Genomic DNA, 14102 nt, shown 5'->3' on the forward strand with positions numbered 1-14102 from the left:
GCCCGCGTAAGGCCGCCGCCGCGCCTACGCTCGGGCCGTGCTGCGCATCCTCGACGCCCGAACCGGTGAGTCCGTCTCCGCCGCGCCCGCCCGCCGCGGCCTGACCCGGATCGAGGCCTACGCCTCAGGCCTCGACCTGACGGCCCTGCGGGTCCTGCTCACCGCCGATGTCCTCGTCCGCGCCCTGGAACTCGGCGGCACCCCCGTCTGGACCATCCTCACCGCGCCCCACCGGCTCGCCGAACTCCGCGCGGCCGCCACCACCCTGTCCATCCGCCCCTTCGAGGACGGCCGCGACCTCGCGTCGGGCCTGGGGGAGGCCCAGGTCCTGCATGTCATGGCGGAGCGGGACGCGGCGACGGGCGGGGGGACGGTGCTGGCCGTCGCTCCGGTGACCTGGAGCGGGGAGCCGCCGGGGCCGGCCACGACAGCGCCGTGCGACGCCTCCGCCTCCGACGCGGCGCTGCGTGCCCTGCTCTGCGCCGACGCGGACACCGGCGCCCTGCGCCTTGCCCTCCTCTCCGTCCCGCGCGGCACACCCGCGACGCTGGACACCGAACGGCTGGGTGATGCGGCGCGGACGCTCGCCCGGTGGCGGCGTGCCGTGGCCGTCTGGGCGCGGCAGCCCTCGCGCCCGGTCCCGGAGGAGGTGCGGACGCGGTTGCGGGCCGCCTGGGAGGACGATCTCGATCTGCCCGGTGTGCTGGACGTGCTGCGCGATGTGGAGCGCGCCCCCGACATCCCGGACGGGGCCCGGTTCGAGACGTACGCGTACGCCGACCGCCTGCTCGCCCTGGACCTTCCGCGGGACCTCGGGAGCCTCGGGTGATCGAGCGGGCGGGCGCGGGCCCGCTGCGGCGGCTCGTCGTGCTGCGGCACGCCAAGTCCGCCTGGCCGGAGGGGGTCGCGGACCACCGGCGTCCACTGGCGCCGCGCGGACTGCGGGACGCCCCGGCCGCGGGCCGCGCGCTCGCCGAGGCCGACTGTCTGCCCGACCTCGCCCTGTGCTCCACCGCCGTACGCGCCCGCCGCACCTGGGAGCTGGCCTCCGCCCAGTGGGGCACCCCGCCCCCGGTCCGCTACGACCCTAGGCTGTACGCGTCCGCCGTGCCGGACCTGATGGCGGCCGTGCGCGAGACGCCGCGCGAGGTGGAGACCCTCCTGCTGGTCGGGCACAACCCGGGTCTCGAGGAACTGGTACTGGCACTGGCCGGGGACGGTCTCGACGACAGCCTCGAGCGGCTGCGCGCGAAGTTCCCGACCTCCGCGCTGGCCGTGCTGGCCTGGCGCGGCACCGGCTGGCCGGCCCTCGTCCCGGGCGCCGCCCTGCTGACGTTGTTCACCGTGCCGCGCGGGAAGAAGGAGGGGAAGAAGAAGGGGTAGCCGGAGCGCGCGGCCCGCACCGCGGAGAGGGTCGGAGCGGTGCTCGCATAGGCTGGCGGGATGCAGGACGAGTACCGCACAGTCGCCCGCGCGGGCGTGCACGAGACCGAGATCAACCGCTCCCGCTTCCTGTGCGCCCTCGCCCCGGCGGCCACCGAGCGGGAGGCCCAGGAGTTCCTCGCGGCCGTCCGCAAGGAGCACGCCGACGCCTCGCACAACTGCTGGGCGTACGTCATCGGCGCCGACGCGGCCGTCCAGAAGGCGAGTGACGACGGCGAGCCGGGCGGCACGGCCGGCGTCCCGATGCTGCAGATGCTGCTGCGCCGCGACATGCGGTACGTGGTCGCCGTCGTCACCCGCTACTACGGCGGCGTCAAGCTCGGCGCCGGCGGTCTCATCCGGGCCTACGGCGGCTCCGTCGGCGAGGCCCTGGACGCGCTCGGCACGATCACCCGGCGCCGGTTCCGGCTCGCCACGTTGACCGTCGACCACCAGCGCGCGGGCAAGGTCCAGAACGACCTGCGCGCCACCGGACGCGAGGTCCGGGACGTCCGCTACGGCGAGGCCGTCACCATCGAGATCGGTCTGCCGGACGCCGACGTCGACGCGTTCCGCGCCTGGCTGGCCGACGCGACGGCGGGCACGGCCGCCCTCGAACTGGGCGGGGAGGCCTACGGGGACGCGTGACGTTCACCGCTCCCATAACGGAAGTTCAGCCCGAATCGGGCATGACCCCCGCATGTGGGGCGGGTCATGACGGGCTGATACGGGAGTAACCGCCCGTGATGTCGGACCTGGCCGTTAGTCTCGGGGATCATGAGACTCCTGCACACGTCCGACTGGCACCTGGGCCGGGCCTTCCACCGGGTGAACATGCTCGGCGCCCAGGCCGGGTTCGTCGGGCACCTCGTCGCCACCGTGCGTGAGCACGCGGTCGACGCGGTGGTCGTGTCCGGTGACGTGTACGACCGCGCGGTGCCCCCGCTCGCCGCGGTCGAGCTCTTCGACGACGCCCTGCACCGCCTCGCGGAGCTCGGGGTGCCCACGGTGATGATCTCCGGCAACCACGACTCGGCCCGCCGTCTCGGTGTCGGCGCCGGTCTCATCGACCGCGCGGGCATCCATCTGCGCACCGAGCCCTCCGCCGTCGGCACACCGGTCGTGCTGCGCGACGCCCACGGGGACGTCGCCTTCTACGGTCTGCCGTACCTCGAACCCGCCCTGGTGAAGGAGGAGTTCGCGGTGGAGAGGGCGGGCCACGAGGCCGTGCTGGCCGCCGCCATGCAGCGGGTCCGCGCCGACCTCGCCGGCCGCGCGCGGGGCACGCGTTCCGTCGTCCTCGCCCACGCCTTCGTCACCGGCGGCCGGGCCAGCGACAGCGAACGGGACATCACGGTCGGCGGGGTGGCCGCCGTACCGGCCGGTGTCTTCGACGGCGTCGACTACGTGGCGCTCGGACATCTGCACGGCTGCCAGACCCTCACCGAGCGGGTGCGCTACTCGGGCTCCCCGCTCGCCTACTCCTTCTCCGAGGCCGAGCACCGCAAGAGCATGTGGCTCGTCGACCTGGCCGCCGACGGCTCCGTCACCGCCGAGCGCCTCGACTGCCCGGTGCCGCGCCCGCTGGCCCGCCTCCGGGGCACCCTGGAGGAGCTGCTCGCCGACCCCGGTCTCGCCCGCCACGAGGACGCCTGGATCGAGGCCACCCTCACCGACCCGGTCCGCCCGGCCGACCCCATGGCCCGCCTCGCCGAGCGCTTCCCGCACACCCTCAGCCTGGTCTTCGCCCCGGACCGGGAGCCCGACGACCCGCGGGTGTCGTACGCCCGGCGGCTCGCCGGCCGCGGCGACCAGGAGATCGCCGAGGACTTCGTCGCCCATGTGCGCGGCGCCGGCCCCGACGAGCGGGAGGCGGCCGTGCTCCGCGACGCCTTCGACGCGGTGCGCGCCCACGACGCGGTGCGGGAGGTGGCCCGGTGAGGCTGCACCGGCTCGACATCACCGCCTTCGGGCCCTTCGGCGGCTCCCAGCGCGTCGACTTCGACGCGCTCTCCAGCGCCGGTCTCTTCCTGCTGCACGGCCCCACCGGCGCGGGCAAGACCTCCGTCCTGGACGCCGTCTGCTACGCCCTCTACGGCACCGTGCCCGGCGGCCGGCAGACCGGCCAGGGCATGAACCTGCGCAGCGACCACGCCGAACCGGGCACGCGCACCGAGATCCGCCTCGAACTCACCGTCGCCGGACGGCGCCTGGAGATCACCCGGCAGCCGCCCTGGGAGCGGCGCAAGCTGCGCGGCACCGGCACGACCGTCGACAAGGCGCAGACCTGGCTGCGCGAGTACGACGCCCCGGCCGGCACCTGGAAGGACCTCAGCCGCTCCCACCAGGAGATCGGCGAGGAGATCACCCAGCTCCTCGGCATGAGCCGCGAGCAGTTCTGCCAGGTGGTCCTGCTGCCCCAGGGCGACTTCGCACGCTTCCTGCGCGCCGACGCCGAGGCCCGGGGCCGGCTGCTCGGCCGCCTCTTCGACACCCAGCGCTTCGCCGACGTGGAGAAGCGGCTCGCGGAGCGCCGGCGCGCGAGCGAGGCCCGGGTGCGCGAAGGCGACGCCGCGCTGCTCGCCGACGCCCACCGCATGCAGCAGGAGGCGGGCGACGCGATGGAGCTGCCCGAGCTGAGCCCCGGGGAGCCGGGTCTCGCCGAGGCCGTGCTCGAGGCCGCCGCCCTGGCCCGCAGCACCGCGCGCGAGCACCTCACCGTCGCCCGGTGCCGCCTCCTCGCCGCCGAGTCCGCCCATGACGCGGCCCGGCACGCCCTCGACGAGGCACGCGAACTCGCCCGGCTGCAGAGCCGGTTCGCCGAGGCACGACAGCGGGCCGAACGCCTCCGGGAGGGGGCCGACGCGCACCACGAGGCACAGGCGCGGATGGCGCGTGCGCGCAAGGCCGAGACGGTCTCGCCCGCGCTGGACCTGCGGAACGCGGCCGAGCACGAGCACCGCGAGGCCGCCAGGGCCGAGGCACGCGCCCGTGTCGACCTGCCCGGCCCCCACGCCGGAGACGGCCCCGCGGGCCTCGCGGCCGCCGCCCGCCGGGCCGCAGAGGAACTCGGCGGCCTCGAATCGGCCCGGCGCGCCGAACGGCGGCTCACCGAGGCCGCCGAGGAGCGAGCCGGTCTCGACCAGCAGGAGCGCGCCGACGAGGACGTGCTGCGCGAGGCCGACGCCTGGCTCGCCGACTGGGACACCACCCGCGCCGCACTGCGGTCCCGCGTCGAGTCCACCCAGGAGGCGGCCACCCGCGCCGAACAGCTCGCCGTCCGGCGCGAACCCGCGCAGCGGCGCCTCGCCGCGGCACGCACCCGGGACGAGCTCGCCTCCGACCTGGAGCGGGCCCGGGACCGGGCGCTGGCCTCGCGGCAGCAGGCCGTGGACGCCCGCGCCCACTGGCTCGACCTCAAGGAACAGCGACTCGACGGCATCGCCGCCGAGCTGGCCGCGCAGCTCGCCGACGGCGAGCCCTGCGCCGTCTGCGGAGCCACCGAGCACCCCGCGCCCGCCGGCAAGGCCGCCGGGCACGTCGACCGGGAGACCGAGGAGCGCGCCCTCACCGACTGCCGGCGGGCCGAGGAACGGCAGGCCGAGGACGAGCGGCGCCTCGGCGTCGTCCGCGAGGCGCTGGCCGCCGCCACCGCCGAGGCCGGCGACACACCGACGGAGCGGCTCGTCGCCGAGGCCGGTGAGCTGGAGCGGGAGTACACGAGCGCCCGCCGGGAGGCCTCCGCCCTGCACGCCGCCCACGAGGAGCTGCGCTGGGCCGAGCAGGAGCGCGAGCGGCGCCTCGACGAGCGCCAGCGCGCCGCCGTACGCACCGCCGCACGCCTGACCCGGCGCGAGACCCTGGATCGCGAACAGGCCTCACTGGAGCAGGAGTTGGTCCAGGCGCGCGGGTCCGCTCCCAGCGTGGCCGCCCGGGCCGCGGAACTGGAGCGGCGGACGGCCCGGCTCACCGAGGCAGCCGACGCCGCCCGCGCCGCCGAGGACGCCGCCCAGCGGCTCAAGGACGCCGACGCCCGCCTCGCCGACGCCGCCTACCGCGCCGGCTTCGACACCCCGCGGGCCGCGGCCGCCGCCCTCCTCGACGACGCGGCCCACCGCGAGCTCCAGCACCGCCTGGACGCCCGGCAGAACGAGGAAGCGGCGGTACGCGCCGTGCTCGCGGAGTCCGCCACCGCTGCCGCCGCCCAGCAACCCCCCGCCGACCCGGACGCCGCGGAACGGACGGCGGCCGAGGCGGCACGACGGCTGCGCGAGGCGGCCTCCGCACGGGACGCGGCGGACCGTCGCAGCACCGAACTGGACCGGCTCTCCGCCCGCGCCGCCGAGGCGGTGCGCCGGCTCGCGCCCCTGCGCGAGGAGTACGACCGGGTGGCCCGCCTGGCCGCGCTCACCGCGGGCACCTCCGCCGACAACGAACGCCGGATGCGCCTGGAGTCCTACGTGCTCGCGGCCCGCCTGGAGCAGGTCGCCGCCGCCGCGACCGTTCGCCTGCACCGCATGTCCTCCGGCCGCTACACCCTCGTCCACTCCGACGACCGCACCGGACGCGGCCGCAGCGGCCTCGGCCTGCACGTCGTCGACGCGTGGACCGGCCGTGAGCGGGACACCGCCACCCTGTCCGGCGGTGAGACCTTCTTCGCCTCCCTCGCCCTCGCCCTCGGCCTCGCCGACGTCGTCACCGAGGAGGCGGGCGGCGTCCGCCTCGACACCCTCTTCATCGACGAGGGCTTCGGCAGCCTGGACGACCAGACCCTCGACGAGGTCCTGGACGTCCTCGACACGCTGCGCGAACGCGACCGCAGCGTGGGCATCGTCAGTCACGTCGCCGACCTGCGCCGCCGCGTCCACGCCCAGCTCGAGGTGGTCAAGGGCAGGTCGGGATCCTCGCTGCGGCAGCGCGGCGGCTGACCCGGTCAGTGGCCGAGCGGACGCCGGGGGAGCGGCGAGGAGTACACCACGCTCGTGGTCACCGAGCCCAGCCCGCCGATCCGTCCGGAGAGCTCCTCCAGATGCGGCATCGACCGCGCGGCGACCTTGATGACGAAGCAGTCGTCACCGGTCACGTGATGGGCCTCCAGGATCTCCGGCGTCGCCGCCACCAGGTCGTGGAACGGCTTGTAGTTGCCGTGCGGGTAGCGGAGCCGGACGAAGGCGAGGATCGGCAGGCCGAGCCGCTCGGGGTCCACGACCGCCGCGTACCCCTGGATCACGCCGGCCTCCTCCAGCCGGCGCACCCGCTCGGTGACGGCGCTCGGTGACATCGAGACGGCCCGCGCCAGCTCCGCGTAGCTGGCCCGGCCCTCGCGCTGCAGGACGTCCAGGATGCGCCAGTCGGTGGCGTCCGGGGAATACACGGTCATGCCGGATGGATAGCAGGGAAAACACCGGCCGATCAAGCGGAACCCCGGGGATCGCCCCTTCGCCGGACGGGCCCGCGGCCATAGATTTCCCGTCATGATCACCGACAACGTGAACCCCGTCCTGCGCGTCGCCCCCGCCGCCCCGGCCGAGGCCGCCGCCCACTTCCGGGCCTCGCTTGCCTTCCACGCCGACGTCTCCGACGTCGCCGCCGCGCTCGCGGCCGGCGGCGATCCCGGCTTCGTGGTGGTCGACTCCCGCTCGACCGAGTCCTGGGACCAGGGGCACGTCCCCGGCGCCGTCCACCTGCCCACCGCGCTCATCCCCGAGCAGGCGGAGCGACTCCTGGACAAGGCCGTGCCCGTGGTGACGTACTGCTGGGGCCCAGGCTGCAACGGCGCCGCCCGCGCCGCCCTCGCACTCGCCGAACTCGGCTACCGGGTCAAGGAGATGCTCGGCGGTTTCGAGTACTGGGCGCGGGAGGGCTTCGCCTACGAGACCTGGCAGGGCGGAGACCGGCGCGAGACCGACCCGCTGACCGCGCCCGCCGAAGGCGCATGCGGCTGCTGACCCCGTCGGGTGATCGCCGTGCGTGTAGGTTCTGCCCATGTCTCGATACGCGGATCCAGGCACACTGCAATGGGTGGAGTCGGGCGGAGGGCCCCTGATCGCCGTGCCGGAGACGGTCCTGCCGTTCTGGGCGGGCGCCGACAGCGAGGAGTTCGCCACCGATTACGACCGCGCGTGCGAGGTGGACGGGTACGCCGGCCTGCTCCCGGTCGGCGACAGCGCGGCCCTCGTCCTCGGTGACGAACCCGCCGCCACCGCCTACCTGCCCGACCAGGGCGTCTTCGTACGCTGGTCCGCCGCGCACTCCGAGCGCGAACTGCTCGCCCACGTCCCCGCCGCGCTCGACGCGGCCGTGTGGGAACCCGAGGTCCGCTGGCGGGTGCCCGGCCCGGTGGTGCTGTTCGACGCCGCCCGGCCTGGCGGGGCGGCGGACCGGGCGGGACACCTGCGCGTCCCGCTGGCACCGGGCCCGTACGCGGTCACCGCCGCCTACGCCCAGCCGGGCCCGGAGATCTGGCTGGGCCTGGTCCGGCTCAGACGGCTCGCCTCCTGACCCCGGGAGCCGTGGGTCAGCGCAGGTCGTCGAAGGCGATCCGCAGGTGGCGCGGGCCGCGCAGCACCGCGTTCTGCCGGTAGGGCGGCGGGTCCTCGACCAGACGGGGGTTGTCCAGCCGCCGGGCCAGTTCGGACAGCGCGATCTGCGTCTCCAGACGGGCCAGCGGAGCACCGAAGCAGCTGTGGATGCCGCTGCCGAAGCCGAGGTGCTGGATGTCACCGCGGTCCGGGTCGAACCGCTCGGGGTCCTTGAACCGCTCCGGATCCCGGTTGCCCGCGGCGAGCATGAGCCAGATGCGCGAGCCCTTGGGGATGGTCACCCCGCGCACCTCGATGTCGGCGATGCAGGTGCGCTGCGGCACGATCTGCACCGGCGGCTCGTACCGCAGCAGTTCCTCGACGATGTTGGCCGCGAGGCCCGGGTCCTCCCGCAGCCGCCGCAGGACGTCCGGGTGGCGCAGCAGGGTGAGCATGCCGTTGGTGATGAGGTTGACCGTCGTCTCGTGACCGGCGATCAGCAGCAGCACCGCGGTGCTCATCACCTCCATCATCGTCATGGCGCCTTCCGGGCCGCGGCTGTCGGCGAGGTCGGACAGCATGTCGTCCTGCGGATCCTTGGTGCGCTGTTCGACCAGCCCGGCCAGGTACATGCCGAGCTGCATCCGCGCCTCCTGCGCCGCCTTGACGAACTCCTCGTCCGCGCTCTCACGCGTCTCGGGGTCCAGGCTGGCGACGAGCGGATCGACCCAGGAGCGGAAGCGCGGCTCGTCCTCGCGGGGCACCCCCAGCAGCCGGCAGATGACCGTGACCGGGAACGGGTACGCGAACTGGTCCACCAGGTCGATCTCGCGTGCCTCGCCGAAGCCGTCGATCAGCCCGCCGACGATCTCGTGCAGCTCGCCCCGCATGGACTCGATCCGGCGCGGCTTGTGGGGCGGCCCGAAGGCGCTGTTGGCGATCCGCCGCAGCCGGTCGTGCTCGGGCGGGTCCAGCCTGAGGAAGGACGGGGGGAGTCCGGTGCTCTGCGCCTCGGCCAGCTCGTCCCCGGCAGCGGCCAGGTTGGCGGCGTCGGAGCTGATCCGCGGATCGTGGAGCAGGCCCTCGATGTCCCAGTACGAGCTGATGACGTACGGGCCGTCGTCCTCCTCGTGCAGCACCGGAGTCCTGCGGAGCTCCTCGTACAGCGGATACGGGTCGGCGCGGTTGGCGAAGTCGGTGATCCGGCGGAACAGTGAGGCCTGCGTCATGACAAGTCCTTGGGGCGTCGGGGCCACGGCGGCGTTCAGTGGTGGGCCGGGGTGAACACCAGTTGCTGGTCGGCCGGTGAGTAGCCGCTCAGGGTCACGGTGGGGCCGTGGGTCGGCAGGGACGGGTCGGGGAAGTCTGCGTCGACCGGCTGCCGGCCCTCGGGGCGCCGGTCCACCGTCGGGTACTCCACCGGGAACGGTGCGCCCCGCTCGATCTGCCGCTGGTAGAACTCCAGCCAGCGGGTGTTGTCGAAGCTGACGGCGGCGACCACCCGGCCCTTGTACCCGTAGACACCGACGAACCGGCGCTCGGCCAGCGACCCTTGCGTGATCATGATCTGGTCGCCCATGGGCGGCACGCCGACGGACTTGATGTTCACCCTGAACTGCGAGGACCAGAAGGCCGGCATCCACAGGTGCGGGCGCCGGTCGGCGCCCCGGCAGATCATGTTGTGCGCGGCGGTCTCCGCCTGGGCGACGGCGTTGCCCCAGTGCTCGAGGGAGAGGAACTGGTAGCCGAACAGCGCGTGCGGCGACCGTGCGACGTCACCCGCGACGAACACGTCGTCGGTGACGATGCCCCGGAAGTCGAAGGCCCGGCAGCCGGCGTCGCAGGCGATGCCCCTCGGTCCCGCGCCGAGTCCCGACCCGGTCAGCCACTCGGTGTTGCGCAGCGAACCGAGCGAGACCACCACGACATCCGTGTCGACCTTGCCCCCGTCGGACAGATGGACGGCGCGCACCCGGCCGGCCGGGTCGCCCTCCAGCGCGGTGACCGTGACACCGGTGCGCAGGTCCACGCCGTTCTCGGTCTGCAGCTCGGTGGCGACAGCGCCGATCACCCCGCCGAGCGCGCCCACCAGCGGGGCTCCGGCCCGCTCCGCCAGGGTGACGTCGAGGCCCATCTCCCGGCACGCCGAGGCGACCTCGCAACCGGCGAACCCGGCGCCGATGATGAACACCCGGCGCGCCGACCTCAGCCGCTGCAGCAGCCGGGCCGCGTCGTCGCGGGTGCGCAGCAGGAAGACGCCGTCCAGGCGGCCCTCCTCCTCGTTGAACCAGGGCCGGGCCCGCACTCCGGTCGCGATCAGCAGCCGGTCGTACTCCACCTCGTCCCCGTCGGCCAGCCGCACCCGCTTGGCGGACAGGTCGAGGCCGGTGGCCGCCACGCCGAGCCGCCACTTGGCGTCGATCTCCCGGCGGTGGGGCAGCTCGGTGCGGTGCGGGGACGCCTTTCCCAGCAGCACGGCCTTGGACAGCGGCGGCCGGTCGTACGGCTCGTACGGCTCGTCACCGATCATCGTGAGCGAACCGGTGAACCCCTCGGCGCGCAGCGTCTCGGCGGCCCGCAGTCCGGCCAGCGAGGCGCCGACGATCACGATCCGGCCCTCGCGCCGGAGCCAGTCCACGTGGTCAGCGGCCATCGGACGCCTCCCCGACGGATCCGGCCGCACCGCCGGCCGGGCCGTCCAGACCGTCGGCGGTGATCGCCTGGACCGGGCAGGCGGCGACCGCCCGGGCCAGCCGCTCGCGCTGTTCCTCGTCCGCCCGGGGGTTGTAGACCAGCGACTCCTCGCCGTGCATGGCGAAGACGTCCGGTGCCAGGAACGCGCACTGCGCGTACCCCTGGCACTTGTTGAGATCGACGACGAGCCGCATCGACGCTCCGCCCTTCCGGTGGCCAGGTCCGGTGCTCACGACCCGCCCAGTGCGGGCACCCCGGACGGCGGTCATGTCCCGCTGGCCAGCATGAAAGCCGGGCGGGGGAGCCGCGCGCCGGGCGAGCCGTTCGGGTGAGCGGACTCCGCGCGGTACGGCGCACGGCGGTTCGGCGTCGTCGTGTCACGCGGACGCGGGAGTACCGGGCCTCGCGCGCCGGCTCACGAGGATGTGCAGGCTCAGCACCAGCGACCAGGCGGGGAAGACCAGTTCCGCCCAGGGGACGTTCGACGAGACGAACAGCAGCGTCAGGGAGGTGAGGACACCGAGGACCATGAGCCAGCGCGGCAGGACGCCGAGCCGGTGCCCGATCACCGACAGGGAGGACACGAAGACGGCCGCCATCCGCATCGCGTACCCGGTCAGCAGTGTGTACGCGAGATGGCGGCCGAAGTCCCACGTGGCCAGGTCGGGCGTGCCCCCGGAGGACCGGCCGACCGCCAGCACGCCGGTGGCCGCCGCCGCGCCGCCGAACATCGTGGCGGTGAAGACCAGCCCGCTGCCGAGCAGGACCGTGGCGAGGAACCTGTCCTCGACCTCACCCACATGAGCCCGTACGGCACCGAGGAACCACAGGAAGAAGATCCCGGCGAACGGGACCAGGTCGAGCGCCCACCGCACCGCGTCCCGCCGCCCGGAATCGGAGAACGCCTGCGCGGTGACCGTGTCGGCCCCTTCGGGAACGCCCAGCCTGACCAGCACGATCGCCGCCGCCAGCAGCACCGCGAACACCACTCCCGCCAGCCCGGCGGCCCGCGGTGTCTCCAGCGCCTTCTGCCCGGGTCCCATGTCCCGCATGCCGGCCGCCTCCCGTCGCACAGTCCGGGCACCAGCAAGCGGCCTCGCCCCGGCGCACGCCACCGGGGAGGTCCGGACGGCCGAGCGGCCGCACGGACGTGACCGGTGCCCGCGGGCCGGGGGGCCCAGGGGACCCGGAGCGGGTCCCGGACGGGAGGCGGGCGCGGGTCAGAGCCGGGAGAGCTCGTCCAGCAGGTCGTCCAGGCCCAGGGAACCCTGGGAGAGGGCGGCCATGTGCCAGGCCTTCAGGTCGAAGGCGTCCCCGTGCCGCGCACGGGCGTTCTCGCGGCCCAGCAGCCAGGCACGCTCGCCGAGCTTGTAGCCGATCGCCTGGCCCGGGATCGTCAGGTACCGGGTCAGCTCGCTCTCCACGAAGTCCGCCGGACGGCTGCTGTGGGAGCCGAAGAACTCCTGCGCCAGCTCCGGCGTCCAGCGCTCACCGGGGTGGAACGGCGAGTCCGCCGGGATCTCCAGCTCCAGGTGCATGCCGATGTCGACGATCACCCGGGCCGCGCGCATCATCTGCGCGTCCAGGTAACCGAGCCGCTCCTCCGGGTCCGTCAGATAGCCCAGTTCGTCCATCAGCCGCTCCGCGTACAGCGCCCAGCCCTCCGCGTTGGCGCTGACCCCGCCGACCGTGGCCTGGTAGCGGGAGAGGTCCTTCGCCACGTGCGCCCACTGCGCGAGCTGAAGATGGTGGCCGGGCACGCCCTCGTGGTACCAGGTGGACACCAGGTCGTACACCGGGAACCGGGTCAGGCCCATGGTCGGCAGCCAGGTCCGGCCCGGACGTGAGAAGTCCTCCGACGGAGCGGTGTAGTACGGGGCGGCGGCACCGCCGGGCGGGGCGATGTGCGACTCCACCTTCCGCACCCGCTCGGCCAGGTCGAAGTGCGTGCCGTCCAGGTCCGCGATGGCCCGGTCCATCAGGCCCTGCAGCCACTCGCGGACCTCGTCGACACCCTCGATGTGCCGGCCGTGCTCGTCCAGGTGCGCCAGCGCCACCCACGGCGTCCCGGCGCCGGGCAGGATCTTCTCCGCCTCCAGCTTCATCTCGCCGAGGATGCGGTGGAACTCCGACCAGCCGTACGCGTACGCCTCGTCCAGGTCCAGGTCGGTGCCGTTGAAGTAGCGGGCCCAGCGGGCGTACCGCTCGCGGCCCACCGTGTTCGGCGCGCCCTCGACGGCCGGCGCGTACACGTCCCGCATCCAGTCCCGCAGCCCGGCCAGCGCGGCCGTCGCCGTGCGGGCCGCCTCGTCCAGTTCCGCGCGCAGCGCGTCCGGACCGGCCGCGGCGAAGTCCTCGTACCAGCCTCGGCCCTTGCCGTCGGTGTCCGTCCACTCGGAGAGCTGCCCGATGTACGTCGCGGTCGGCCGGGGCGCCGCGTACAGCTTGCGCTCCAGGCCCAGCTCCAGGGACTCCCGGTATCCCGCGACCGCGGCCGGCACCGCGCGCAGCCGCTCCGCGATCGCCGCCCAGTCCTCCTCGGTCTGCGCCGGCATCACGGTGAACACCTCCCGCACCGAGTGCCCCGGCGTGCTCATGTTGCCGACCGCGCGCAGGTGCTCGTCGGCCTCGTGCACGGCCAGTTCGGCGGTGAGCCGCTCCCGCAGCAGCCGGCCGCAGCGACGTTCCACGTCACTGTCCGCACCGGGCTGCCGCTCTGCCTCGTCGAGCCTCGCGAGCGTCGTCCGCGTCAGCTCCGCCAGGGCCTCCTGGCCGGCCGGGGAGTAGTCGGGCAGCCTGGTCGAACTCTCCTTCACACCGAGGTAGGTGCCGGTGACCGGGTCGAGGGCGATGAGGTCGTCCACGTATGCGTCGGCGACCTGACGGGGCAGCGGGATCTGGATCTCAGACATGGCGCCCATCCTCATACGCGGACAGTGCCTGCGTCACCCATGCATCCCGGATTCAGCCGGGGGCAGAAGCGGCCCGCAGTCCCACTGCTGGAAGATCAGCCGGGTCTCCACCCGGGCCACCTCCCGCCGCGCGGTGAACCCGTCCAGCACAAGCCGCTGCAGATCGGCCATGTCCGCCACGGCCACATGCACCAGGTAGTCGTCGGGACCGGTCAGATGGAACACCGTCCGCGACTCCGGCAGTGCGCGGATCCGCTCCACGAACGGCCCCACCAGTTCGCGGCGGTGCGGCCGCACCTGCACCAGCAGCAGCGCTTCCAGGCCGCGCCCCAGCTTGGCCGGGTCGAGCCGCAGTTGGTGGCCGAGGATCACGCCCGCGCGGCGCAGCCGGGTCACCCGGTCCAGGCACGTCGACGGCGCCACCCCCACCTGGGCGGCGAGATCGCGGTAGGTGGTCCGGGCGTCGTTCTGCAGCAGCCGCAGCAGATGAAGATCCACCGGATCCAGTGCGACAGATTCGGCCATGCGCCGAACGTAGCACGGTGCTTGATCC

Annotated in this window: 14 protein-coding genes; 7 read left to right on the forward strand and 7 right to left on the reverse strand. The window is 74.3% G+C overall.

The features are described from left to right. Positions 1–37 precede the first annotated feature (37 nt). The 5 genes from ACZ6B1_RS13105 (at position 38) to ACZ6B1_RS13125 (ending at position 6350) form a co-directional block, all read left to right on the forward strand. A complete protein-coding gene (locus ACZ6B1_RS13105) occupies positions 38–829 on the forward strand; it encodes a hypothetical protein (protein WP_468777662.1) in 792 nt (263 codons plus the stop codon). Then, positions 826–1383: a SixA phosphatase family protein gene (locus tag ACZ6B1_RS13110; protein ID WP_468777664.1), complete on the forward strand. Its 558-nt coding sequence runs from the start codon at positions 826–828 to the stop codon at positions 1381–1383. Before ACZ6B1_RS13105 ends, ACZ6B1_RS13110 begins: the two co-directional genes overlap by 4 nt. Before the next feature lie 60 nt (positions 1384–1443). After that, positions 1444–2070: a YigZ family protein gene (locus ACZ6B1_RS13115; RefSeq protein WP_468777666.1), complete on the forward strand. Its 627-nt coding sequence runs from the start codon at positions 1444–1446 to the stop codon at positions 2068–2070. A gap of 129 nt (positions 2071–2199) precedes the next feature. Continuing rightward, positions 2200–3363, forward strand: a complete 1164-nt coding sequence (locus ACZ6B1_RS13120; RefSeq protein ID WP_468777668.1) for an exonuclease SbcCD subunit D — start codon at positions 2200–2202, stop codon at positions 3361–3363. Further along, on the forward strand, positions 3360–6350 hold the full coding sequence (locus tag ACZ6B1_RS13125) for an AAA family ATPase (RefSeq protein ID WP_468777670.1): 2991 nt from the start codon (positions 3360–3362) through the stop codon (positions 6348–6350). Before ACZ6B1_RS13120 ends, ACZ6B1_RS13125 begins: the two co-directional genes overlap by 4 nt. A 5-nt stretch (positions 6351–6355) precedes the next feature. Here the strand turns inward: ACZ6B1_RS13125 and ACZ6B1_RS13130 are convergent, their stop codons facing one another. After that, positions 6356–6802 carry an Lrp/AsnC family transcriptional regulator gene (locus ACZ6B1_RS13130; RefSeq protein WP_468777672.1) on the reverse strand — a complete coding sequence of 149 codons (447 nt, stop codon included), beginning with the start codon at positions 6800–6802 and terminating at the stop codon, positions 6356–6358. A 94-nt stretch (positions 6803–6896) separates the two neighbouring features. On the opposite strand from ACZ6B1_RS13130, the gene ACZ6B1_RS13135 reads away from it, so the two are divergent. Together ACZ6B1_RS13135 and ACZ6B1_RS13140 are read left to right on the forward strand one after the other, a co-directional pair. Beyond that, positions 6897–7370, forward strand: a complete 474-nt coding sequence (locus ACZ6B1_RS13135) for a rhodanese-like domain-containing protein (protein ID WP_468777674.1) — start codon at positions 6897–6899, stop codon at positions 7368–7370. A gap of 37 nt (positions 7371–7407) precedes the next feature. After that, positions 7408–7923 carry an immunity 21 family protein gene (locus ACZ6B1_RS13140; RefSeq protein WP_468777676.1) on the forward strand — a complete coding sequence of 172 codons (516 nt, stop codon included), beginning with the start codon at positions 7408–7410 and terminating at the stop codon, positions 7921–7923. Between the two features lie 16 nt (positions 7924–7939). Here the strand turns inward: ACZ6B1_RS13140 and ACZ6B1_RS13145 are convergent, their stop codons facing one another. The 6 genes from ACZ6B1_RS13145 to ACZ6B1_RS13170 form a co-directional block, all read right to left on the reverse strand. Continuing rightward, positions 7940–9172 (reverse strand): cytochrome P450, encoded by a 1233-nt coding sequence (locus ACZ6B1_RS13145; RefSeq protein WP_468777678.1) that lies wholly within the window; start codon positions 9170–9172, stop codon positions 7940–7942. A 35-nt stretch (positions 9173–9207) separates the two neighbouring features. Continuing rightward, positions 9208–10596 carry an NAD(P)/FAD-dependent oxidoreductase gene (locus ACZ6B1_RS13150; RefSeq protein WP_468777681.1) on the reverse strand — a complete coding sequence of 463 codons (1389 nt, stop codon included), beginning with the start codon at positions 10594–10596 and terminating at the stop codon, positions 9208–9210. Next, positions 10586–10831 (reverse strand): ferredoxin, encoded by a 246-nt coding sequence (locus tag ACZ6B1_RS13155; RefSeq protein ID WP_468778548.1) that lies wholly within the window; start codon positions 10829–10831, stop codon positions 10586–10588. Before ACZ6B1_RS13155 ends, ACZ6B1_RS13150 begins: the two co-directional genes overlap by 11 nt. 183 nt (positions 10832–11014) lie before the next feature. Further along, positions 11015–11689, reverse strand: coding sequence for a hypothetical protein (locus tag ACZ6B1_RS13160; protein ID WP_468777684.1), 675 nt, complete (start codon positions 11687–11689; stop codon positions 11015–11017). Between the two features lie 168 nt (positions 11690–11857). Further along, positions 11858–13549, reverse strand: a complete 1692-nt coding sequence (locus ACZ6B1_RS13165) for a DUF885 domain-containing protein (RefSeq protein WP_468777687.1) — start codon at positions 13547–13549, stop codon at positions 11858–11860. Between the two features lie 33 nt (positions 13550–13582). Beyond that, a complete protein-coding gene (locus ACZ6B1_RS13170) occupies positions 13583–14074 on the reverse strand; it encodes an Lrp/AsnC family transcriptional regulator (protein ID WP_359549201.1) in 492 nt (163 codons plus the stop codon). Between the last annotated feature and the right edge of the window lie 28 nt (positions 14075–14102).

This window comes from Streptomyces sp. NPDC041129 (assembly GCF_055592265.1).